A 21,380-nucleotide genomic window follows, 5' to 3' on the forward strand; every position below is an offset into this window, starting at 1 on the left:
CTCCGCCGCGCTCCGGGACGAACGGCCGCCGATTCGCTCGGGGCAAGCCCTCGTTCATGACGCGCGCAGCAGGTCGAGCGCGTGGGCAAGATCGGCCGGGTACTCGCTGACGAACGTCACCTCATCACCGGTCGTCGGGTGCACAAAGGACAGTGCCCGCGCGTGCAGCCATTGCCGCTGCAGGCCGAGCCGGGCCGCGAGCGTGGGGTCGGCGCCGTAGGTCAGGTCGCCCACGCACGGGTGGCGCATCGCGGAGAAGTGGACCCGGATCTGATGGGTCCGGCCGGTTTCCAACCTCACGTCCACCAGGCTAGCGGCAGGAAACGCCTCAAGCGTGTCGTAATGGGTGACACTCGGCTTTCCACCCGACATCACGGCGAACCTGTAGTCATGGGTGGGATGCCGGTCGATGGGCGCGTCGACCGTCCCCCTCAAAGGATCCAATTGCCCTTGAACCACCGCGTGGTACCGCTTGTCGACCTCGCGGGTTTTGAACGCTCGCTTCAGAAAGCTATACGCATACTCGCTTTTGGCCACCACCATGACGCCCGTCGTGCCGACGTCCAACCGGTGCACGATGCCCTGACGCTCCGCCGCGCCACTCGTCGCGATGGTGTGCCCCATGCCCGCCAGCCCACCGATCACGGTTGGGCCGGTCCAACCCGGACTCGGGTGCGCCGCGACCCCGACCGGCTTGTCGACCACCGCGATGTCGTCATCGCTGTAGATGACGTCGAGCCCCTCGACCCTCTCCGCGATCACCTCGGGCGCGGTCGGTGGCGCGGGCAGCACCACGTCGAGCCAGCTTCCCCCGGTCACCTTCTCCGACTTGGCCCCGGGCTGCCCGTCGACCAGGACGTCACCGCTTTCGACCAGGTTGGCCGCCACCGTGCGGGACAGTCCAAAGAGGCGGGACACCGCCTGATCGAGGCGCATCCCATCGAGCCCGTCAGGTATCGGCAGCGTTCTTTTATCCGCCATTTTTTTCTTTTATGCGAGTACCGTCGCGGTGCCTACCAAGCAGCTCAAGGAGAACAGCCAGCACGACCCCGCTCACGAGGGCCATGTCGGCGACGTTGAAGATCGGCCACACCTGACCGTGCGGGTCGAACAGGCTGAAGAAGTCGACCACGTGCCCGTGGAACGGGGCCGGGGCACGGAAGAGGCGGTCCACCAGGTTGCCCAGCGCGCCGCCGAGCACCAGCCCGAGCGAGATCGCCCACGGCATCGAGCGCAGCGTGCGCGCCATCCATCCGATCCAGACCACGACCCCGAGCGTGATGATCGGGAACACGAACGTGAAGTCGCGGAACAGGCTGAACGCCGCGCCCGCGTTGCGGGTAAGCGACAGGTAGAGCGCGCCGCCCAGCAGCTTGACCGGCTCGGCCGGGTCGAGCAGCTTCGTCGCGAGCTCCTTGCTGGCCAGGTCGAGCACCAGCGCGACCGCCGCCACCACGGCGAGCCAGACCTGTGCGCCACGGCGCGCACGGGGCCTGCTGTCACCCTGCCGCTCCTGTGACTCCACAGTGGACTGAACCATCTATCGCCGCTCTTCCAGTTGCTTGCAGGACACGCACAGTGTGGCAGACGGGAACGCGGCCAGGCGCTCGACCGGGATCGGGTTGCCGCACCGCTCGCAGTAGCCGTAGGTGCCCTCGTCGAGCCGCTCCAGCGCGCGCTCGACCTGGTTGACCCGCTCCAGGATGGCGTTGGCCAGCGTGATCTCCTGCTCGCGCTCGAAGGTCTTCGTGCCCGTGTCGGCCTGATCGTCGCCTGCCGAGTCGGTCAGCCGGTCGCGCTGCAGCTCGGTGATCTCGGTAAGCGTCTGGTCATACTCCTCTTGGAGCTCGTCGCGGCGCGCGGTCAGGGCCAGCCTGATCTTCTCGGTCTCGGCGGCGCTGCGCGTGCCCTTCTTCCCGCCGTCGGCGGGCTTGGACTGCTCGGCCGGAGCCTTGCCCGCGGCGCGGCTGGCGGTCTTGGATTCAGCAGGTTTGACCATCGTCGCTCCCTCGGCCGGCTGGGTCTCAGCGGACTTCGCGGCCCTCGGTTTTGCCTGAACGGGGGGCTCGGCCGCGGATTTCTTCGCCGCCGCCGGCTTGCTTTTCGCGGCGGCCGGCTTGGCCGCCGTGGTTGGTGCTGACTTGTGGGCACGCGTCTTTGCGGATCCGGCATCGTCTGCGGCACTGTGTTTCGTCGCGGCGGTGCCGTTGCCCTTGCTCGTGCGTGCTGCCCGCTCTGCCATGGCTCCCCCACATGCAAAACGCCGTGCGCGGCTTCCGCCGCGCACACGTAGATAGGGTGGCAAGGATACGGAACGTATGAACGCTCCACAAACCTGCCACGCGTTGTGTGTGTAGTTGGTCGGGTATTCGCCCGAAAAATTGTTAAAAGGGAAGATACCACCTAATTGCCGCGTTCAACGCCGTCTTCCCCGAACCAGCGGGCAAGTCTTCCCCGCCTGGATACCGCCCTTAAACGTCGCTCCGCCTCATCTCGTACCTCATCCGTCGTCACGATCAACAGGCTGTCCCCGGTCTTGAGCCTCGTGTCCCGCCCCGGCACGAATCCGACCCCGTCGCGCAGCACGAGGGTGACCGCGGCCCCGACCGGGAGCCGCAGCTCATCGAGGTGCACACCGGCCAACTGCGATCCCGGCGGCACATCGAGCTGAAGCAGGTCGGCACGCATCCGCTCCAGTGGCGCGGTCTCCACCCGCAGCTCGGTCGCCTCCTCGGGCGCCCCGACGCCGAGCCATGCCGCGGCCGTGGGCAGCGTGGTCGCCTGCAGCAGCGTGTAGATCACCACGAGCACGAACACCACGTTGAAGATCCACACGGCGTGCGGCGTGCCCTGGGCCAGCGGGATCGTGGCAAACACGATCGGCACGGCCCCGCGCAGGCCCGCCCACGACAGGAACGTCTGCTGCCGCCACCCGACCCGAAACGGCGTGGCGCACACCAGCACCGACAGCGGCCGCGCCACCAGCGTGAGCACCAAACCGATGAGCAGCGCCGGGATGAGCACCCCGGGCAGGCCGGGCGGGGACACCAGCAGGCCGAGCATGATGAACAGGCCGATCTGCGCGAGCCACGCCACACCGTCGGCGAAACCCATGATCGCCTGACGGTGCGGGAGTCTGGCGTTGCCAAGCACCAGCGCCGACACGTAGACCGCCATGAATCCCGAGGCGTGCACCACCGACCCGGCCGCATAGGCGAGCACGGTCAACCCCACGGCCGCGATGGGGTACAGGCCCGCCGCCGGCAGCGCCGCCCGGCGCAGCAGCCACACGCCCAAGGCCCCCGCCAAGACCCCGATCAGCAGGCCGACCACCAGCTCGTAAACGATCATGAGCGCGACCCACCACCACTGCGCCTCCCCGCCCGGCGCGGACAGCAGGATCACCAGCAGGATGGCGACCGGATCGTTGATGCCCGATTCCGACTCCAGCGCGGCCTTCAGCCGCGGGCTGACGCGCAGCCGCCGGAACACCGAGAAAATGGCCGCCGCGTCGGTGGACGAGATCACCGCGCCGACCAGAGCCGAGGTGCGCCAGTCGAAGCCGAGCAGATAGTGGGTGCAAACCGCCACCACACCGACGCTGACCAGCACACCGATGGTGGCGAGCGACAGCGAGAGGCCGAGCACGGGCCGCATGCGGCTCCAGCGCTCGGTGAGGCCACCCTCCGCGATGATCAGCACCAGCGCGAGCGTGCCCAGCAAGCGGGCCAGCTGCGCGTCGGAAAACTGGATGCCCAGGAACGACTCCCCGAGCAGCACACCGATCGCGAGGTACACCAACAGACTCGGCACGCCCAGGCGGCTCGACCACCGTACGGCCGCGACCGACACCAGCAGGACGGCCGCCGCCAGGAGCACGACCACGTCCCCGACCAGCGTCATGACGGGTCGTCTCGCATGAGGCGCCCCACCCGTTCGTCCACATCGGAGGGTGGGTGATGCACGGTGAACAGCTTGTCCCGGGCGGCCGCGCCCGAGCGCAGGGAGACGTCCGCTTTGGACACCCCGAGCGCCTCGGCGAGCGCCCGGCGGGCCGCCTCGGTGGCACGGCCGTCCACGGCCCGCTCCTGCACGGCGAGCACCACCGCCGACCCGTGCGGCCCGTCATGCCGCCCGCCCACACGCGTTCGCGAGGCCCCCGGTTTGACCCGGACGGCGATCACGACTTCATCATCATGGGAAGGGCGGCGCGGCATGCCGTTATTCTGGCGCGTGCAAAGCAACGCGCGGCGGATTCGCCTTAAAGACGATGGTGGCGTCGCGATTTGCAAGGGCTTCGCCACACACAAATCGAACGCGCCCATCGCCGCGAACCCGCCAATTCTGCCGTACGGCAGTCGGCCACCCTACGGATCATCGGGCACCGTCCCGACAACGGCCACCCGCCCCAACAAACGGGTCAGACGCGCCGGGCGTCGGCGAGCAATGCACTGTCCGGCTCGCACAGCCCGCACGGGCTGAACCCCAGCTCCACCGCTTCCGAGACCGGCAGTGGTTCGTAGGGCCGCCCGAGCAGGTGCACGCACCCGGCCACGTGGTAACGCGGCCGCCCGTCGATGACCAGGACCTCGGTGCTCATCCGCGCCACCCGGGCGGCGTCGGCCGCGGTGACCCGCTGCGCGACCGGCTCGTCCGGCGGGTCCTCGTCGTCGAGGTCGTCGTCGTGGAGCGGCTGGGACGGCACACTCACCCCGACCGGGGCGGAACGCTCAACCGCCTCCCGCTCCATCGGCTCCCGTGGCGGGACCATCGCCCGCGCGTGCTCGACTTCACGCGTGTCATAGCGCGACGTCGGCCGGTCGGCCCAGTCGTCACCCTCGGCGTCGTCGAACTGCTCGTCCTCATCGAGGTCCGCCGCGGCACGCGCGGCGGCGGCTTGACGAACCCCCACCACGAGGGCCACCGCGGCCAGCAGGCTGGTTCCGATCGAACCGACAAGCAATCCGCTTGACTGGTTCGCCAGGCCCAGCACGAGCAGCGCGACGGCGCCGAGGATGAGCACGAGACTTGCAACAATCACAGCTCACCCCCGCCGCGTCGGGCATCCAGAGTGTCATCGATACATATGACAGTGCACCGCCGCCGAAGGATGCGTCGAGGGGGGTTCCGGCGACAGGTTTATTTCAACTTGCGGTCGACGGCCCGGCGGGCCGCCTGGCGTTGGCGGCCCGCTCCCGGGCCACCAACAACGGTGACGGCCCGCGATGGGCCGCCTGCGATCATGACCCTAGCGGCCGTTGAACGCGCCGGTGCCCGCCGCGGCGAGGCCGCCGCTGCCCGCACCTTCGCGCCCGATCTCGGCCTCCAGCGACTGGCCGCGGCCCTCCAGGTCGCGCAGCTGGCTTTCCAGGTAGGCCTTGAGCCGGGTGCGGTATTCGCGCTCGAACTGCTTGAGCGTGTCGATGTGCTGCTGCAGCGCGGTGCGCTTGGCGTCCAGACCGCTGATCGCCTCCTGGTGGCGCTGGCGGGCGTCGCGCTCGAGCGCGTCGGCCTTGGCCCGCGCGTCGCGCGTGACCTCCTCGGCCTTGGAGCGCGCCTCCGAGAGCACCTTGTCGGCCTCGCGCCGGGCGTCCGACACGTGATCGTCCGCGGTGCGCTGGGCCATCATCAGCACGCGCAGCGCCTGCTGCTCGCCATCGGGGCCGACCATCGGGCCACCGCCGGCGGCGCGCAGCTGCTCCAGCTCGGCCGACATCGCGCGGGCGGCCTGCTCGGCGGCGACCTTCTCCCGCTGGATCCGGTCGAGCTGGGACTTCATTTCGTTGAGCTCCGCGGCCAGGCGGGGGTCAGGGCCCGGCCCGGCCGGCGCCGCACGCCCGCCACCACGCTCGACCTGCATGCGCAGCTCGGTGTTTTCCTCGATCAAGCGGGCGAGTTCGCGCTCGACCTCGTCGAGGAAGGCGTCGACCTCTTCTTCGTCGTAACCCCGCTTGCCGATAGGGGGCTTCTTGAAGGCCACGTTGTGCACGTCGGCCGGGGTGAGCGGCATCGAAACTCCTCGGGTCAGTCGCGGCCGCGTTGGGCTGGTCTTCGCGTGGGGGTCACGCTGGGATCAGCGCTGCAACGAGAAACATCAGCAGGAACAGGATAATCAGCAAGAGTATGGAGGGCAGGTCGATGCTCACGGTACCAAGGCGCAAAGGTGGGATCACACGCCTCAACGCTTTGAGGGGCGGATCAGTGACGCTCCACACGACCTCCAGCGCCGCAGCGGCTCCCCGCCCCGGCCGCCATCGACGCCCTGTCGTCAGCACAAAACTCATGATGAACCTGGCGATGAGCGTCAGCAAGAAGACGTTTAACGCAATGTGAACTACCTGGAGCACGATCGACATGTACACGTCAGTGGGGGTCCCTCGCTCGGGCTAACTGTGATTCAGGAACCCACCCTCGGCTATCTTGGCCTTGTCCTCCGCGGTGACCTGGACGTTGGCCGGTGAGAGCAGGAACACCCGGTTGGTCACGCGCTCGATCGTACCGCGCAACCCGAACGCAAGTCCCGCCGCGAAGTCCACCAGCCGCTTCGCGTCCGCTTCGTCCATTTCGGTGAGGTTCATGATGACCGGAGAACCATCCCGAAAGCGCTCCCCAATCTGCCTTGCCTCGTTGTAAGTCGTGGGGTGCAGGGTAGTGATCTGTGTCCGGCGGTCGTCCTCGGCCGCCGGGGCGACTCGCTGCAGCGGTTGCGGCTGCGGTGCCAGGGCAAGGTTTTCCCGGGTGCCCGTGCCGGCCGCCGGTGCGGCCGAGACCGGCCGGGTGATCGGGCGGACCGTCGCGCGCTCGGCGCGCGCCTGCTCCAGGCGTGCCTCAACGGCCGAGCGGGGCGATGCCACCGGCTCGGCGGGAGTGTCATCGGCCTCCAGCCGCGTGGGACGGCGCCGCCTGACCGGCGTCACGTCGAGCTCTTCGTCGTCGTCGAAGTCGTCGAACCGATCGCGCCGCTCCTCGGCGCGCCGCGAAGAGGTGCCACGGTCGCGGTCGCGGTAACGGGAGTAGGACTCAGCCGGGGCGTCGTCGTACTCCAGGTCGTCATCGTCTTCGACCAGGCCGAGCCAGACCCCCGCCTTCCTAAGTGCGCCCATTTCCGCGCCCCTCCGTCCGCCGTGCGGCACAGTCCCCCGTGCCTTATGCCGCTCTGTCGCGCGTGGACACCATTCACGTCACATCCCGGTGAACCACACCCATGTAATTCGGTGCCCCGCCGCCAGGCTACCGCAGTGCCTGGCGCTTTCCGAGCAAGGCGCTGCCTATGCGCACATGTGTCGCGCCATTGGCGATCGCCTCGACAAGATCATCGCTCATCCCCGCCGACACCACGGTCGCATCAGGATGATCCGCCCGTAGTAGTGTGATGTACCGCTCCAACCTGGCGAAAGCCATTTGTGCATCCTCGCCGAGCGGTGCCACGGCCATGATGCCCTTCAATCTGAGCGCCCCCGATCCGGCGATCGCCTCGGCCACGGTCAAAAACTCGTCAGCCGCCGCGCCCCCGCGCCCCGGAGCCTCGTCGAGGCTCACCTGCACGAGCGCCTCCAGCGGCGCCTCACGCCTGCGCGAGGCCTGCTCGGCGAGCGTCCGGGCCAGCAGCACGCTGTCCACCGAATGCACCATGTGCGCATACGTCACCACCGACTTGGCCTTGTTGCGCTGCAGCTGGCCGATGAAGTGCCAGCGCGCCCCGGGCACGGCCGCCGCTTTCGGCGCCGCCTCCTGATCGCGGTTTTCCCCAATATCCGGTACCCCGAGCGCCACCAGATGCGCGGCGTCCGACGCCGGATAGGTCTTGGTCACGGCAATCAGCGTGACCTCCGAAGGCGACCGTCCCACCGCGATACACGCGGCGGCGATGCGCTCCCGCACCGCCGCCAGGTTGGCCGCAAGCTCGTCCCTACGATCCATTCTTCAGAAAGTCCGGCACGTCCACGTCGTCGAAGAGCACCTTGCGCTGGGTCTGCGCGGGCGGCGCGCTGGTCGGCGCCGGGTTGCGCAGGGGCGGCGGCTCAGGTGGCGGGATCCGGCGCACCTCGGCCGGCTTGTACGACGGCGTGCCACCGTCGAACCCGGCCGCGATCACCGTCACGCGCACCTCGTCGCCCAGCGCGTCATCGATCACCGCACCGAAGATGATGTTCGCGTCGGCGTGCGCCGCGTCGGTCACCAGCTGTGCCGCGTCGTTGATCTCGAACAGGCCCAGGTCGGACCCGCCCGCGATGGATAGCAGCACGCCGCGTGCGCCGTCCATGCTCTGCTCCAGCAGCGGGCTGGAGATGGCGCGCTCGGCCGCCTCGACCGCGCGGTTGTCGCCGCGCGCGCTGCCGATGCCCATCAGCGCGCTGCCCGCCCCGCTCATGACGCTCTTCACGTCGGCGAAGTCCAGGTTGATCAGGCCCGGCGTGGTGATGAGATCCGTGATCCCCTGGACACCGGACAGCAGCACCTGGTCGGCCTGCCGGAAGGCGTCCATCATCGTGATCCCGCGGTCGCCGAGCGCGAGCAGCCGGTCGTTGGGGATCACGATGAGCGTGTCGCACTGGTTGCGCAGCTCCTCGATGCCCGCCTCGGCCTGCACCTGGCGACGCTTGCCCTCGAAGGAGAACGGCCGGGTGACCACGCCGATGGTCAGCGCGCCCAGCTTGCGGGCGATGTTGGCGACCACCGGGGCACCCCCGGTGCCCGTGCCACCGCCCTCGCCGCACGTCACGAACACCATGTCGGCGCCGCGCAAAACTTCCTCGATCTCGTCGCGGTGATCCTCGGCCGCGTTCTTGCCGACGTCGGGATTGGCACCCGCGCCGAGCCCTCGGGTCAACTCCCGCCCCACGTCGAGCTTGACGTCGGCATCGCTCATCAGCAGCGCCTGGGCGTCGGTGTTGATCGCGATGAACTCCACGCCCTTGAGGCCAACCTCGATCATGCGGTTGACCGCGTTGACGCCGCCGCCGCCGATACCGACGACCTTGATCACGGCGAGGTAATTGTGCGGTGGTGTCATCGCAAACCCTCAACCTCTACTAGAGCTTCACAGCATTGTCAATTACTGCGACTACTGTCTGGACGAAAACGTAAGTGTCAGCGCGGTTTGATCCAAGGACCACGGACGGCGTGTCCATCACTGGATCGTGACGATCTCCGGGACGCTGACGTCAATGCGCTTCCCCTTCTGCTTCAACAGGGCGGTCGCGACCTTCGCCTTGGTGTCGTTTTCCTCGGCATCGCCCCAGATCACAGTACGGTCATTGGGCAAGACGAGCTCGTATCCGGCCGGCCCGTCGACCTTCAACGTGACCAAGGACTCACGCAGCTCCGGTGTCAGGGATCCGATAACCCGGGCCGCGCCGTCGATCAGGAGCTGGTTCACCACGGTCAGCTCGACGTGTGCCACCCCGCCGGGCAGCGACTCGGCCGTGCGAAACAGCACGCCCTGCCCGTCGAACAGCTCGAAAGCGTTGTCCCGCTTGACCCCGCCGACCGGGACCCGTTCGGTGACGGCGATGCGCAAAGTGGACGGCCACACCCGGGACACGTCGACCGCGCCGACCGGCTTGAGCCCGCGCACCCGGTCGGCGATCGCCGACGCGTCCAATCTGGTCAGCGGGGTCCCCATGACCACGGCGGCGGTCTCGCGCACCTGTGCCTCGGGCAGCTCGACCAGCCCGGTCACCTCGACCTCGCGCACGCCAAGCACGGGCGAATAGAACACCAGCCAGCCCAGGAACGCCAGGGCCGTCGCCGCGAGCCCGATCTCCCGCCACGGCACGACGCTCCAGCGCGGTCGCGTCTCGCGCGCCCGCGCCATGAGCCGGCGCAGCGAATCGGGGATCGCATCGCTGCGCGCCCGCACCAGGCGCCAGCGACGACGGCCGTCAGTCATGGCTCCCGCCAAAGCAAGTCGCCGTCATTACCACCCTGAAGCCGCAACCTTCCCTTGCGATCTTGAAAGCAAAGAGCGGCTTTTCCGGGTCGCGGCGTGGCGGCCGCAGGCCGACACCTCCGAGCCGGAATGGCCCGAGCGCCTCAAGATCGCTGCGGGAAAGCGGCGGCGGCAATGCGTCAGGATTTCGCATGCCGGGGGGCGTAGCTGCTGCGCTGGGTCAACGCCTCGATCAGGTCCTCGCCCATGAGCGAGATGGGCGGCGCGCCCATGGTCACAACCACGTCGCCCTCACGGGCCCGCCGGACCACTTCTCCCGGCACGTCCTCCCACGACGGCACGAACATCTTGCGCTCCTCGGGCAGGTCGATGGCCGCGGTCAGGGCCACCCCGCCCTCGCCCGGCTCGCGTATCTCGCCCGGCCCGAAGACCTCCATCACGAGCACCTCGTCGGCGATCGCCAGCGCGGTCGCGATCTCGGTCTGCAGGTCGCGCGTGCGGTAGACCCGATACGGCTGGAACACCACGATGAGCCGGCCCTCGCCCGCCACCTCGCGCAAAGTGTGCAGCGCGGCGGTCATCGACGTCGGGTGGTAGGCGTATTCGTCGTAGACGCGCACGCCGCCCGCGATCGCCTTGAGCTCGAAGCGCCGGCGCACCCCCGGGTGGCCCGCGAGCGCGGCGGCCACGACCTCCGGGTCGATGCCAAGCTTCAACGCGGTCAGCACGGCGGCCGCCGAATTCAGCCCGAGGTGTCTTCCCGGTACCGGCAAAGAAAATTCACCTAATGGCTCGTTGTCCAAAGTAGCCAGATAGCGCACACCGGACGCCGAGGAATGCACCTCGGACATGCTCAAGTCACTGTCGGAAGCCTCGCCGTAGGTGTAGACCGCGCGGCCCATCGCGCGCAGGCGGTCGGCCACGTGCCGCACGCCGTCGTTGTCGGCGCAGGTGATGATGAACCCGTCGGGATCGGTGAGGCTGCCGAACTCCACGAACGCGTCTTCGAGCCCGGCCATGTCGCCGTACGTGTTGAGGTGGTCGGCATCGACGTTGGTGATGATGGCCACGTACGGCCGGTAGAGCAGGAACGTGCGGTCGTGCTCGTCGGCCTCGGCCACGAAGTATTCGCCGGTGCCGTGGTGGGCGTTGGAGCCGACCTCCGAGATCTCGCCGCCGATCACGAACGACGGCGCGAGCCCGGCCTGCTGCAGCACCAGCGTCACCATCGAGGTCGTGGTGGTCTTGCCGTGCGTCCCGGCGACGGCGATGGTGCGCCGGCCGGTCATCGCGGCCGCGAGCGCCTCCGACCGGTGCAGGATGCGCAGGCCCCGCCGCCGCGCCTCGACCAGCTCCAGGTGGTCGGCCGGGATCGCGGTGGAGTAGACGACCGTGTCCACACCGTCGAGATTGGACGGCTCATGCCGCATGAACACCGTGCCGCCCAGCGCGCGCAGGCTGTCCAGCGACGGCCACTCGCGCAGCTCGGACCCGGAGACCGGGACGCCGCGCGTCAGCAGCAGGCGGGCCAGGCCGGACATGCCGACGCCGCCCACACCGATCATGTGCACGCGCCCCAGATCCTCCGCGGCTAAAACGCCCGCGGGAATCATCTCCGCCGTCTCCACGATTCCTCCTATTGCTCGCCCACGGCCGCCAGCACGAACCGCCGCAGCTGCTCGTCTCCGTCACGGCGGCCGTATGCCGCCGCAGCCGCGCTCATCGATGCTAGTCGTTGCTTGTCGAGCGCGAGCGGCAGCACGTTCTGCTCGATCCACTGTGGCGACAGCTCGGCGTCATCGACGATGAGACCCCCACCTGCCTCAACGACCGGGAGCGCGTTGCGCCGCTGCTCGCCGTTGCCATAGGGCAGCGGCACGAACACCGCCGGCAGCCCGACGGCCGCGGTCTCGGCGCAGGTCAACGCGCCGCCCCGGCACAGGGCGAGGTCGGCGGCCGCGTAGGCCATCTCCATCTCGTTGATGAATTTCAGCCGGACGTATGGCACGGGAAGCCCCGCTGGCACGTCCACGTCCTCGTTGCGGGCGCCGATCACATGCAGCACCTGCACCCCCGCCTCCGACAGGGCCTTGGCCGCGCCCGCGGTGGCGAGGTTGATCGAGCGGGCGCCCTGCGACGCGCCGAACACGAGCAGGGTCGGCCGGTTGGGGTCGAGCCCGAAGTGCACCCGCGCGCGGGTCTGCATGGCCTGCCGGTCGAGAGCGGCGATGGCCTGGCGCAATGGGATGCCGACCACCGCGGCCCTGCGCAGCGCCGCCGACTGCTCGACCTGGTGCGGGAAGCCGACGGCGACGTGCTTGGTCAGCCGCATGCCCAGCCGGTTGGCCACGCCCGGGGGCACGTTGACCTCATGGATGACGATCGGCGTGCGCCGCCGCCACGCGGCCAGGAAGGACGGGGCCGACACGTATCCACCGAAGCCCACGACCACCTCGGCCTGCACCTCGTCCATGATCGCGCGGGCGGCCCGGCTCGACCGCCACATCCGGTCGGGCGTGCGCAGCAGGTTCATGTTGACAGAGCGCGGCAGCTGATAGGCCGGGATGTGGCGCAGGTCGTAGCCTGCCGCGGGGATGAGGTCGGTTTCCAGGCCGCGCGGCGTGCCCAGGCACGTGATCCGGATCCCCGGATCGTGTCGGCGCAGACAGTCGGCGAACGCGAGCAGCGGGTAAATGTGCCCGCCCGTCCCACCACCGGCGAGGACGACTGACTTCACGGGACTCTCCTACTGGAACTTGGCAACGGGGGCAACGGTGCCCAGACTAGCTGGAACCACTTCGCGGGGGGACGGGCGTGCAGGGCTGCCGCCGCATCGGGCTCGGCGCGGGCGAACGAGGCCAGCATGCCGACCGCCGCCAGCGTCACCACCAGGGCAGTTCCGCCGTCGGAGATGAACGGCAGCGGCAGCCCGGTGATCGGGAGCAGCTTGACCACGCCACCAATGTTGATCACTGCCTGGCCGACGAGCCACAGCGTCACCGCGCACGCGGCCATGCGCCGGAACGGGTCGGCCACGCGCCGCCCGATGCGCATGCCCGAGTAGGCCAGCACCGCGAACAGGGCCAGCACCACCAGACACCCGACCACACCGAGCTCCTCGGCGATCAGCGCGAAGATGAAGTCGTTGTGCACACTGGGCGCCCAGCCCCACTTGGCGCTGCCGTTGCCCAGGCCCACACCGAACCAGCCGCCCTCGGCGAGCGCCAGAAGCCCCTGCTTGGCCTGATAACACTTCTGCTCGCCCTTGCATGCCAGCAACGCGGCGTCGGCGGAGAAGAACGCGTCGAAGCGCTCGGAGCGGTAGTCCGACCGGCCCGGCGCCACGATCAGCCCCGCGATGCCGACCAGCCCGACGCCCAGCATGATGCCGAAAAAACGCAAGGGCACGCCCGCCGCCCACAGCAGCCCGACGAACAGAATCAGCAGGCACAGCATCGACCCCAGGTCGTTGTACCCCACAAGGATGAACAGCAGCGCCACGGCCGGGAACAGCGGCATGACCAGCTCGCGCCAGTTGATGATGCGCTTTCCCTTGCGGGTCAACACGTCCGCTCCCCACAGCACGAGCGCGAACTTCGCCAGCTCCGACGGCTGCAGCTGCACGGGCCCGATCCACAGCCACAGCGTCTCCGACTCGATCGGCCCGATGTTCGGCGACGAGATCGTGCCCGAGGCGTGCAGCACGTAGATGCCGTCCATCACGAGCAGCAGCACGAGCGCGATGATGACCGAGATCGGGGCAAGCGCACGGAACGTGCGCCGTGGCAGCCGCTGGCAGATCCAGAACGCCGCGAGCCCCACCACGGCCGCGGCCACCTGCTGCAGGATCACCTTGTACGCGTTGCCCGACGAGCCGTATGACGACACGCTCGTCGCCGAGAACACCATCGCCAGCCCGATGATGAGCAGCAGCCCGGAGCTCGCGAGCAACAGATAGTACGAAGCCAGCGGGCGGTCGAGCAGGCCGCGCAACGCCGCGGCCCACATCAGTGGATCCCTGCGGCGCCCCGACTCAGCACTCATGCCGAATGCTCCCCCTCGGAGCGTTCAAACCGGTGGCGGTCGCATTCGGCATGAGGCACAGGGCGGACTGTAATCCCGCTGACCTCGAACAGGTTCTCGGTCATAACCGATGGACCGCCTGGGCGAATGCCTTGCCCCGGTGCGCATAGCTCTCATACATGTCCCGCGACGCGGCGGCCGGGGCCAGCAACACCGTGTCGCCCGGCCGCGCCATCGCCGCGGCGGCTCGCACTACCTCCCCCATCGCCCCATCATCGGTCGCCGCGACGTCGACGACCGGCAGGCTGGGCGCGTGTCGCGCCAGCGCTTCCTTGATTTCGTGCCGATCGACGCCCAGCAGCACCGCGCCCGCGAGCCGGGGCGCGACCCGTTGCACGAGCGGATCGATGTCCACTCCCTTGAGCTGGCCGCCCGCGATCCACACGATCCGCTCATAGGAGGTCAGCGAGGCCTGTGCCGCGTGCGGATTCGTGGCCTTGCTGTCGTCCACATAGGACACTCCGCGGACGGCGGTCACGAGCGCGTTGCGATGCGGCTCGGGAACATAGCCTTGCAGCCCGGCCCGGATCGCGTCGTGCGAAACCCCGACCGTGCGGGCCAGCGCCGCAGCAGCGAGCGCGTTGGCAACGTTATGCGCACCGACGGGTTTGATGTCGGCGATCGTGCCCAGCTCGCGCGCGTCACCGGGCTCGATCCGGTCCACGAGCAATTCCTCAACCACGCCAACGCATCCGGGTGGCGGCACGTCGAGCGTGAACCCGATCCGGCGCCCCTCCGCCTTGCCCAGCAGCGACTCCACGAGCGGGTCGTCGAGGTTGCCCACGGCGATCCCGCCCCGCCAGATGGCGGTCTTGCTCATCGCGTAGTCATCGAAGCCGCCGTGCCAGTCCAGGTGGTCGTCGGCCAGGTTGAGTATGACGCCCGCGTGCGGTGCGAGCGTGGACGACCAGTGCAGCTGCTGGCTGGACAGCTCGACCGCGATCACGTCGTAACCGGCTTGGGCGTCCACCAGCGGCTCGCCGATATTGCCGAGGGCCGCCGTGCGCATCCCGGCCGCTTTGAGGATGGCGGCCAGCATCGTGGTCGTCGTCGTTTTTCCGTTGGTACCGGTAACGCCCAGCCAAATGGGCGCGTCGGGCCCGCGAAGACGCCACGCCAGCTCGGGCTCGCTGTACACCTCGATGTCGCGCTGCAGGGCCGCCTGCACCAGCGGATGGTCCGGCGGCACACCGGGCGAAACGACCACCTCGTCCACACCGGACAACAGCTCCCGCGGGTCGGGTTCGCCGATGACCACGCGGATGCCGGCCTCCGCCAGCCGCGGGTCGGCCGACGCCCGGTCGACGACGGTCACCTCATGCCCGAGCCGGTGCAGCGCAAGCGCACTGGCCGCCCCCGCGACCCGTGCGCCTGCGACCAGAAAGCTACTCATGGCATGTGCGCCAGGAAGTCGCTGTAGAAGATGCCGAGCCCGAGCGCGACGCAGATCCCGCCGACGATCCAGAACCGGATCACGATGTTGACCTCGCTCCAGCCCTTCAGCTCGAAATGGTGCTGCAGCGGCGACATCAGGAATACGCGCTTGCCCGTGGTCTTGTACGAGATCATCTGTATGATCACCGAGCCCATGAGGATCACGAACAGGCCGCCGATGATGGGCAGCAGCAGCTCGGTACGGCTCGCGATGGCCAGGCCCCCGATCAGGCCGCCCAACCCGAGCGCGCCCGTGTCGCCCATGAAAATCCTTGCGGGAGCGGCGTTCCACCACAGGAAGCCGACGCACGCACCGGCCGCGGCCGCGCCGATCATCGCGATCTCCAGCGGGTCGCGCACGACATAGCAATAGCCGGAGTAATCCCAGTCGGCGCACCAGTGCCGGTACTGCCAGGCACCGATCAGGCTGAACGCGCTGAGCACCATGACCGACGTGCCTGTGGCCAGGCCGTCGAGCCCGTCGGTGATGTTCACCGCGTTGGACGTGGCAATGATCATGAAGACGAACAGAATCACCGCGCCCACGTGGCCGATGTCCGCCCACGACACGTCACGCACGAACGACACCTTGGTCGACAGCACGGTCTGCCCGTTGGTGCTCGGGAAGTTGAGCGCGACGGTGCCGAACACCGCGCCCACGAGCAGCTGGCCGAGCAGCTTGCCGCGCTTGCTCAGGCCACCGCTGTTGCGCCGGCGCACCTTGAGATAGTCGTCGATGAACCCGACCGCACCGCAGAACACGAACAGCCCCAGCAGCACCAGCGCCGAGATGGTCGGCGTGATCTGCACGATCTGCCGCTCGGGCACGGTCAGCAGCGCGATGTGCCCCACCACATAGGCGATGACGGTCGCCACGATGAACACGACCCCGCCCATCGTCGGCGTGCCACGCTTGCCCTGGTGCGGCGGGACCGGGCCGACCGGCGCGTCCGTGCGGATGGGTTGTGCCGCCTTGAGTTTGGTGAAAGCACGGATGGCTATCGGGGTACCGAATAAGGAAATCAAAAAGCCGACGAGTGTGGCGATGAATACCGCTCTCATGAATCCGCTCGCAGGTTGTCCGCGACGTCCCAGGTGCGATACCGGGAGCCCTTCACGAGCACCACGTCGCCCGGCCGAAGACGTTGCCGCACCGCCGAAATGGCCGCCGCCTGATCGCTCACCAGCACCGATTCACCTTCCCATGACCGCACCGAGGCCGCGCCGTCGAGGATGGGCGCGGCCGACTCCCCCACCGCGATGACCACGTCGACCCCGAGGGCGGCCGCGAGCGCGCCGACCTCGGCGTGACCCTCCCTTTCGGACGCACCGAGCTCGGCGTGGTAACCGAGCACGGCGATGGTCCGGCGGGACCGCCCGAGGCCCACCAGTGACCGCAGGGCCGCCGCGGTGGAGTCGGGATTCGCGTTGTAGGAGTCGTCGATGACCGTGACACCGTCGGCACGGTCGAAAACATCCATCCTTCGGGCCGAAATCAACTTCAGCTCGGTCAGTCCCTTGTGGATTTCGTCCTGCGCGAGCCCACACCGGCGCGCGACCGCCGCCGCCAGCAGGGCGTTGCCCACCTGATGCGCGCCGCGCAGGGCGAGCGTGACCGGCTGCCCGTCGAACGTGAACGCCGGCCGCCCGAACTCGTCGAGCTCGACGTCGTCGGGCACGTGCACCAGCTGCACCTCGGCGCTTGTCAGCTCGGCCATCGCAGCCACCTGCGGGTCGTCGCCGTTGAGGACCGCGATCCCGTCCGCGGGCAGCGCTCGCACCAGCTCCGACTTGGCCTTGGCGATCGCGGCGGTTGAGCCGAACTCACCCACGTGGGCCACGCCTACGTTGATCACCACGCCGATGCGTGGCGGCGCGATGCCGCACAGATAGGTGATGTGGCCCGGCCCGCGGGCGCCCATCTCCAGCACCAGAAAGCGCGTCTTGTCGGTCGCCTGAAGCACCGTGTAGGGCAGGCCCAGCTCGTTGTTGAACGACCCGGCCGGCGCGATGGTCGGCCCGATCCGCTGCAGCAACTGGGCGATCATGTCCTTGGTGGACGTCTTGCCGGACGACCCGGTGACGCCGATGACCGTCACGTCGGGCAGGCGGTCCAGCACGGCACGTGCAAGACCGCCCAGCGCCTCGCGCACGTCCGGCACGACGATGGTGGACACCCCGCCGACCGCCCGGCTGCCGATGATCCCCACCGCGCCGTTGGCCGTGGCCGCCGCCGCGAAGTCATGCCCGTCGACCTTCTCGCCGACGAACGCGGCGAACAGACCGCCCGGCCCGATCTTGCGGGAGTCGAACTCGACCCCGCCCGTGACCACCGTGTCCTGACCGTGCAGCGCGCCCCCGGTCAGCGCCGCGATCTCACTGAGCCTGAGCGGGATCATGCCTGCCCCCGCACGGCGGAGTCGCGCGGCCCGGGGCCGTCTCGCCTCGGTTCCGGCGGGTCCGCGGCCATCTCACGCACCGCGTCACCTCCTCTCGCGGCCCCCAGGGCGGAAGCCAACTCCACCCGGTCGTCAAATGGCAGTATCTCGCCGGCGATCTCCTGCCCGGTCTCGTGCCCCTTGCCCAGCAACGCGATCACGTCGCCCGGTTTGGCCAGGCGCACCGCCTCCACGATCGCCTCGCGCCGGCCCCCGACCTCGATCGCGTCCCCCTTCGCGACACCGGCCAGCACCTCGGCGCGGATCGCCGCCGGCTCCTCGCCGCGCGGGTTGTCGTCGGTCACGATCAGCAGGTCTGAGCCGTCGGCCGCGGCGGCGCCCATGTGCGGGCGCTTGCCCCGGTCGCGGTCGCCGCCCGCGCCCAGCACGCAGATCAGCCTGCCGCCACGGGAGCCTGCCACCTCGCGCAGCGCCGCCAGGGCGGCCACGATCGCGTCGGTCTTGTGCGCGTAATCGACCACGCCGAGGATCTCCGAATCCGGCGGGGACACCAACTCCAGCCGGCCCGGCACCCCGGGACACGCGGCCACGCCGGCCGACGCGACCTCGGGCCGGATCCCCACGCTGGTCAGCATCGCGAGCGCCAGCAACGCGTTGGCCACGTTGTGCCGGCCGGGCAGCTGCACGGCCGCAGGCATGTCACCGAACGGGCCGAACGCGGTGAACCGCTGCCCGAAGCCCTCGTCGACGATGTCGGCCGCGCGCCAGGTCGCCTCCGCGTCGCCCCGCGCCGAGAAGGTGATCGTGTCGGGCTTGAGCAAGGGCACCAGGGCGGGGTCGTCCAGGTTGAGCACTTCGACCCCGGCCCGCCCGTCGAACAGCCGCGCCTTGGCCGCGAAGTAGTCCTCGCGATCGGCGTGGAAGTCCAGGTGGTCGGTGCCGAAATTGGTCCAGCCCGCGACGTCGAAGCGCACTCCGCCCACTCGGCCCATCGCCAGCGCGTGGCTCGAAACCTCCATCACCACGGCCGTCACCCCGCGCTCGACCGCGGCTGCGAGCAGCGCGTGCAGGTCGGTGGCCTCGGGCGTGGTGCGCACGCTGGACACGGTCAGGTCGCCCATGCGGGTCTGAACGGTCCCGAGCAGCCCGGTGACGTGACCGGCCGCGCGCAGGCCCGACTCGATCAGATATGCGGTGGACGTCTTGCCTGCCGTGCCGGTCACGCCGAACACGGTCAGCCGCGCCGACGGCGAGCCGTAGACCAGATCGGCCACCGCTCCGAGCACCTCCCGGGGCGACGGCACGACCAACACCGGCACCTCCAACGAAAGTGGGCGGTCGGTGACGATGGCCACAGCACCGGCCGCGATCGCCTGCCGCGCGAAGTCGGCGCCGTGCGCGCGGGAGCCGGGCAGCGCCGCGTAGAGGTCACCCGGCCGCACCTGATCGCTGGCGTGCGTCACGCCCGTGACCTGGATGTCCGCGCTCGCGGACAGCCCCAGCAGCGCGGCGATGGCTGACAGGCTAGAGCCGCTCACCGATTCGGGACGGAAATTGCCGGGCACGGGACGAGACCTTACCTTGCCGTGTGCCGATCACTTATCGGGTGATGACAAAGTCGGGCGGATTCGTGCCGGTCGGCGGGACCCGGAAGTGCCGCAGGGTGTAGGCCATCATGTCGCGAAACACCGGCCCGGCGACCGCGCCGCCGCCCCCGACCGGCGTGTGGGCGAACACGGCGATGACATATTTTGGCTGGTCGGCCGGTGCCATGCCGATGAACGACGCGACCTCTCCGGGGGCGTACTCGCCGTCCTTGACCTCCTTGCCGGTACCCGTCTTGCCGGATATCCGATAGCCGTCGAGCCTTGCCTTGGTACCGGTGGCGTCGTCGACGACCGTGACCGCCTCCATGATCTGGCGCAGCGCGGCCGCGTTCTCCGGGCTGATCACGCGGTGGTTCTTGGCCGGACCGCTCGGGATGTGCTTGCCGTCCGGCGCGATGGTCTCCTTGACGATGTGTGGCTGGACCCACACCCCGTCGTTGGCGATCGCCGCGTAGGCGGCGGCCATCTGCAGCGGCGTGACCGCCACACCGTGCCCGATCGGGATCGAGCCGTGCGATGAGCCGCTCCAGTTCTCCGGCGGCTGCACCAGCCCGGCGGCCTCGCCCGGCACGCCGATGCCGGTCTCCGCGCCCAGCCCGAAGGCCCGCTGATAGTCGTAAAGCTTTTTTGGCCCAAGCATTTCCGCGATTTTGATGGTGGCAACGTTGGACGAATAGGCCATGACCCCGGGCAGGGTCAGCTGGGTACCCTCCGGAAAGGTCCGACCGTGATCGCGGAACGGCTCGTCGCCCTTGCGGATCGACGGCCCCACCTCGATCGTCGAGTCGGGCGTGACCACGCCCTCCTGCAGCGCGCCCGCGAGCACGATGGCCTTGTGGATCGAGCCCGGGTCGACCACGGCGCTCGTGGCCATGTCGCCGCGCTCGGAAGGCTTGTAGGCCAACGGCTGCTTCGCGTTGTAGGTCGGGTAGCTCGCCTGCGCGATCACCTCACCCGATCGGGCGTCGAGCACGATCGCCGCCGCCCACGTGGCGCCCTGGCTGCGCATCTTGTCGGCGAGGATGCGCTGCACCATGAACTGCACGTCCCGGTCGATGGTCAGGGCGAGCGAGCTGCCCGGCTTGGCAGGCGTGACCACCTGATAACCGCCGGGGATGGGCTTGCGCAGCGCGCCCTGGCCCACCTCGAACGTGAACTTGCCGTCCCTGCCCGCCAGTACCTGGTCGAAGCGGGCCTCGATGCCGGCGAGCCCGTTGAGATCCGTGCCGGTGAAGCCGATCAGGTTGGCCGCGAGGTCCAGGCCGGGCACGTCGCGCCGCTCGTCGCGGTCGATGCTGATGCCCGGCAGCTTGAGGTCGGCGATGCGCTGGGCGACCTCCACGTCCACCCCGCGCTTGAGGAACTGGAAGCGCCAACCAGGCGACCCGGGCGCCTTCTTCTCCATCTTGGGCACCAGTTCGGAGACGGCGACGCCCAGATGCGGGGAAAGCGCGGCCGCGGTCGCCGGGATGTCCTTGACCATTTCCGGGTCGACGCCGACGTAGCGCGCCTCCACGCTGTGCGCGAGCACCGCGCCGTTGCGGTCCAAAATGGACCCGCGGGGCGCGGGCAGGTCGATCGTGGTCAGCCGGTCCCGCAACCCCGCGGCGGCATAGGCGGGCGCGTCGGTCAGCTGAAGCTGGACCAGGCGCACCCCGATGATCGTGAACAGCAGCAACGACAGGGCCGTGGCCAGGCGCAGCCTTCTTTTCGGCTCGCCCATTCGCGGTGGCGTCGGCGTGCGCTTGATTTTCAGCTTCTTGAGCACCACGCGCTGGCGCGGTGGCGGTTTCAGCTTGCGCGAGGCTGCCTTCTTGCGCGGCACGGGTGTCGCCTTGTGCACGACCCGCTCGACCGGACCGGTGTCGCGCACGGTCCGGCCACGGGGAGTGTAGGCACGCGCGTTGCCGATACCGCTGCGGCGGTATGGCTTCTTGTCCTCTGCCATGCCTACCTCCCCGTGGG

General features: G+C 69.2%; 20 protein-coding genes. All 20 read right to left on the reverse strand.

Annotation, left to right across the window (positions count from 1 at the left end):
- Positions 1 to 54 precede the first annotated feature (54 nt).
- The 20 genes from DM816_RS01885 to DM816_RS01980 all read right to left on the reverse strand — a co-directional run bounded on the left by DM816_RS01885 (position 55) and on the right by DM816_RS01980 (position 21,363).
- Entirely contained in the window at positions 55 to 981 is a 927-nt protein-coding gene (locus tag DM816_RS01885; protein WP_117208285.1) for an RluA family pseudouridine synthase, read from the reverse strand.
- Complete coding sequence (gene lspA / locus DM816_RS01890) at positions 971 to 1,540, reverse strand: signal peptidase II (protein ID WP_117208286.1); 570 nt, start codon at positions 1,538 to 1,540, stop codon at positions 971 to 973. The genes DM816_RS01885 and lspA overlap by 11 nt, the downstream gene beginning before the upstream one ends.
- Positions 1,541 to 1,999, reverse strand: coding sequence for a TraR/DksA family transcriptional regulator (locus tag DM816_RS01895; protein ID WP_117208316.1), 459 nt, complete (start codon positions 1,997 to 1,999; stop codon positions 1,541 to 1,543).
- A gap of 404 nt (positions 2,000 to 2,403) precedes the next feature.
- A complete protein-coding gene (locus DM816_RS01900; protein ID WP_117208287.1) occupies positions 2,404 to 3,903 on the reverse strand; it encodes a potassium/proton antiporter in 1,500 nt (499 codons plus the stop codon).
- The gene (locus DM816_RS01905) at positions 3,900 to 4,217 is read right to left on the reverse strand and encodes a DUF167 domain-containing protein (RefSeq protein ID WP_117208288.1); all 318 of its coding nucleotides are present in this window, start codon (positions 4,215 to 4,217) and stop codon (positions 3,900 to 3,902) included. Before DM816_RS01905 ends, DM816_RS01900 begins: the two co-directional genes overlap by 4 nt.
- A 203-nt stretch (positions 4,218 to 4,420) precedes the next feature.
- Positions 4,421 to 5,041 carry a hypothetical protein gene (locus DM816_RS01910; protein WP_117208289.1) on the reverse strand — a complete coding sequence of 207 codons (621 nt, stop codon included), beginning with the start codon at positions 5,039 to 5,041 and terminating at the stop codon, positions 4,421 to 4,423.
- Positions 5,042 to 5,248: 207 nt separating this feature from the next.
- Positions 5,249 to 6,010 (reverse strand): DivIVA domain-containing protein, encoded by a 762-nt coding sequence (locus DM816_RS01915; protein ID WP_117208290.1) that lies wholly within the window; start codon positions 6,008 to 6,010, stop codon positions 5,249 to 5,251.
- 52 nt (positions 6,011 to 6,062) lie between these two features.
- Positions 6,063 to 6,356 (reverse strand): YggT family protein, encoded by a 294-nt coding sequence (locus tag DM816_RS01920; protein ID WP_117208317.1) that lies wholly within the window; start codon positions 6,354 to 6,356, stop codon positions 6,063 to 6,065.
- A gap of 30 nt (positions 6,357 to 6,386) precedes the next feature.
- The gene (locus DM816_RS01925) at positions 6,387 to 7,103 is read right to left on the reverse strand and encodes a cell division protein SepF (protein WP_117208291.1); all 717 of its coding nucleotides are present in this window, start codon (positions 7,101 to 7,103) and stop codon (positions 6,387 to 6,389) included.
- 127 nt (positions 7,104 to 7,230) lie between these two features.
- Positions 7,231 to 7,920 carry a YggS family pyridoxal phosphate-dependent enzyme gene (locus DM816_RS01930; RefSeq protein WP_117208292.1) on the reverse strand — a complete coding sequence of 230 codons (690 nt, stop codon included), beginning with the start codon at positions 7,918 to 7,920 and terminating at the stop codon, positions 7,231 to 7,233.
- The gene (gene ftsZ, locus DM816_RS01935) at positions 7,910 to 9,013 is read right to left on the reverse strand and encodes a cell division protein FtsZ (RefSeq protein ID WP_117208293.1); all 1,104 of its coding nucleotides are present in this window, start codon (positions 9,011 to 9,013) and stop codon (positions 7,910 to 7,912) included. Before ftsZ ends, DM816_RS01930 begins: the two co-directional genes overlap by 11 nt.
- A gap of 117 nt (positions 9,014 to 9,130) precedes the next feature.
- Complete coding sequence (locus DM816_RS01940; protein WP_117208294.1) at positions 9,131 to 9,892, reverse strand: cell division protein FtsQ/DivIB; 762 nt, start codon at positions 9,890 to 9,892, stop codon at positions 9,131 to 9,133.
- 179 nt (positions 9,893 to 10,071) lie between these two features.
- The gene (gene murC / locus DM816_RS01945) at positions 10,072 to 11,505 is read right to left on the reverse strand and encodes a UDP-N-acetylmuramate--L-alanine ligase (protein ID WP_117208318.1); all 1,434 of its coding nucleotides are present in this window, start codon (positions 11,503 to 11,505) and stop codon (positions 10,072 to 10,074) included.
- 23 nt (positions 11,506 to 11,528) lie between these two features.
- The gene (murG, locus tag DM816_RS01950) at positions 11,529 to 12,629 is read right to left on the reverse strand and encodes an undecaprenyldiphospho-muramoylpentapeptide beta-N-acetylglucosaminyltransferase (protein ID WP_117208295.1); all 1,101 of its coding nucleotides are present in this window, start codon (positions 12,627 to 12,629) and stop codon (positions 11,529 to 11,531) included.
- Positions 12,626 to 13,936, reverse strand: coding sequence for an FtsW/RodA/SpoVE family cell cycle protein (locus DM816_RS01955; RefSeq protein ID WP_117208296.1), 1,311 nt, complete (start codon positions 13,934 to 13,936; stop codon positions 12,626 to 12,628). The genes murG and DM816_RS01955 overlap by 4 nt, the downstream gene beginning before the upstream one ends.
- A 100-nt stretch (positions 13,937 to 14,036) precedes the next feature.
- Positions 14,037 to 15,368, reverse strand: coding sequence for a UDP-N-acetylmuramoyl-L-alanine--D-glutamate ligase (gene murD / locus DM816_RS01960; protein ID WP_117208297.1), 1,332 nt, complete (start codon positions 15,366 to 15,368; stop codon positions 14,037 to 14,039).
- Complete coding sequence (gene mraY, locus DM816_RS01965; RefSeq protein ID WP_117208298.1) at positions 15,365 to 16,471, reverse strand: phospho-N-acetylmuramoyl-pentapeptide-transferase; 1,107 nt, start codon at positions 16,469 to 16,471, stop codon at positions 15,365 to 15,367. Before mraY ends, murD begins: the two co-directional genes overlap by 4 nt.
- A complete protein-coding gene (locus tag DM816_RS01970) occupies positions 16,468 to 17,808 on the reverse strand; it encodes a UDP-N-acetylmuramoyl-tripeptide--D-alanyl-D-alanine ligase (protein WP_117208299.1) in 1,341 nt (446 codons plus the stop codon). Before DM816_RS01970 ends, mraY begins: the two co-directional genes overlap by 4 nt.
- Positions 17,805 to 19,373: a UDP-N-acetylmuramoyl-L-alanyl-D-glutamate--2,6-diaminopimelate ligase gene (locus DM816_RS01975; protein ID WP_117208300.1), complete on the reverse strand. Its 1,569-nt coding sequence runs from the start codon at positions 19,371 to 19,373 to the stop codon at positions 17,805 to 17,807. The genes DM816_RS01970 and DM816_RS01975 overlap by 4 nt, the downstream gene beginning before the upstream one ends.
- Before the next feature lie 34 nt (positions 19,374 to 19,407).
- Positions 19,408 to 21,363 (reverse strand): peptidoglycan D,D-transpeptidase FtsI family protein, encoded by a 1,956-nt coding sequence (locus tag DM816_RS01980; RefSeq protein ID WP_117208301.1) that lies wholly within the window; start codon positions 21,361 to 21,363, stop codon positions 19,408 to 19,410.
- Between the last annotated feature and the right edge of the window lie 17 nt (positions 21,364 to 21,380).

Source organism: Allorhizocola rhizosphaerae (assembly GCF_003426775.1).
Classification (GTDB): Bacteria; Actinomycetota; Actinomycetes; order Mycobacteriales; family Micromonosporaceae; genus Allorhizocola; species Allorhizocola rhizosphaerae.

Excerpts from the sequence above, each read along its gene's own strand:
- DM816_RS01955 (WP_117208296.1), bottom strand. The coding sequence starts at position 13,936 with ATGAGTGCTGAGTCGGGGCGCCGCAGGGATCCACTGATGTGGGCCGCG.
- lspA (WP_117208286.1), bottom strand. The coding sequence starts at position 1,540 with ATGGTTCAGTCCACTGTGGAGTCACAGGAGCGGCAGGGTGACAGCAGG.
- mraY (WP_117208298.1), bottom strand. The coding sequence starts at position 16,471 with ATGAGAGCGGTATTCATCGCCACACTCGTCGGCTTTTTGATTTCCTTA.
- DM816_RS01940 (WP_117208294.1), bottom strand. The coding sequence starts at position 9,892 with ATGACTGACGGCCGTCGTCGCTGGCGCCTGGTGCGGGCGCGCAGCGAT.
- DM816_RS01885 (WP_117208285.1), bottom strand. The coding sequence starts at position 981 with ATGGCGGATAAAAGAACGCTGCCGATACCTGACGGGCTCGATGGGATG.
- DM816_RS01895 (WP_117208316.1), bottom strand. The coding sequence starts at position 1,999 with ATGGTCAAACCTGCTGAATCCAAGACCGCCAGCCGCGCCGCGGGCAAG.
- DM816_RS01925 (WP_117208291.1), bottom strand. The coding sequence starts at position 7,103 with ATGGGCGCACTTAGGAAGGCGGGGGTCTGGCTCGGCCTGGTCGAAGAC.
- DM816_RS01970 (WP_117208299.1), bottom strand. The coding sequence starts at position 17,808 with ATGATCCCGCTCAGGCTCAGTGAGATCGCGGCGCTGACCGGGGGCGCG.
- DM816_RS01915 (WP_117208290.1), bottom strand. The coding sequence starts at position 6,010 with ATGCCGCTCACCCCGGCCGACGTGCACAACGTGGCCTTCAAGAAGCCC.
- DM816_RS01905 (WP_117208288.1), bottom strand. The coding sequence starts at position 4,217 with ATGCCGCGCCGCCCTTCCCATGATGATGAAGTCGTGATCGCCGTCCGG.
- DM816_RS01980 (WP_117208301.1), bottom strand. The coding sequence starts at position 21,363 with ATGGCAGAGGACAAGAAGCCATACCGCCGCAGCGGTATCGGCAACGCG.
- DM816_RS01900 (WP_117208287.1), bottom strand. The coding sequence starts at position 3,903 with ATGACGCTGGTCGGGGACGTGGTCGTGCTCCTGGCGGCGGCCGTCCTG.
- DM816_RS01930 (WP_117208292.1), bottom strand. The coding sequence starts at position 7,920 with ATGGATCGTAGGGACGAGCTTGCGGCCAACCTGGCGGCGGTGCGGGAG.
- murD (WP_117208297.1), bottom strand. The coding sequence starts at position 15,368 with ATGAGTAGCTTTCTGGTCGCAGGCGCACGGGTCGCGGGGGCGGCCAGT.
- ftsZ (WP_117208293.1), bottom strand. The coding sequence starts at position 9,013 with ATGACACCACCGCACAATTACCTCGCCGTGATCAAGGTCGTCGGTATC.
- murC (WP_117208318.1), bottom strand. The coding sequence starts at position 11,505 with ATGATTCCCGCGGGCGTTTTAGCCGCGGAGGATCTGGGGCGCGTGCAC.
- DM816_RS01920 (WP_117208317.1), bottom strand. The coding sequence starts at position 6,356 with ATGTCGATCGTGCTCCAGGTAGTTCACATTGCGTTAAACGTCTTCTTG.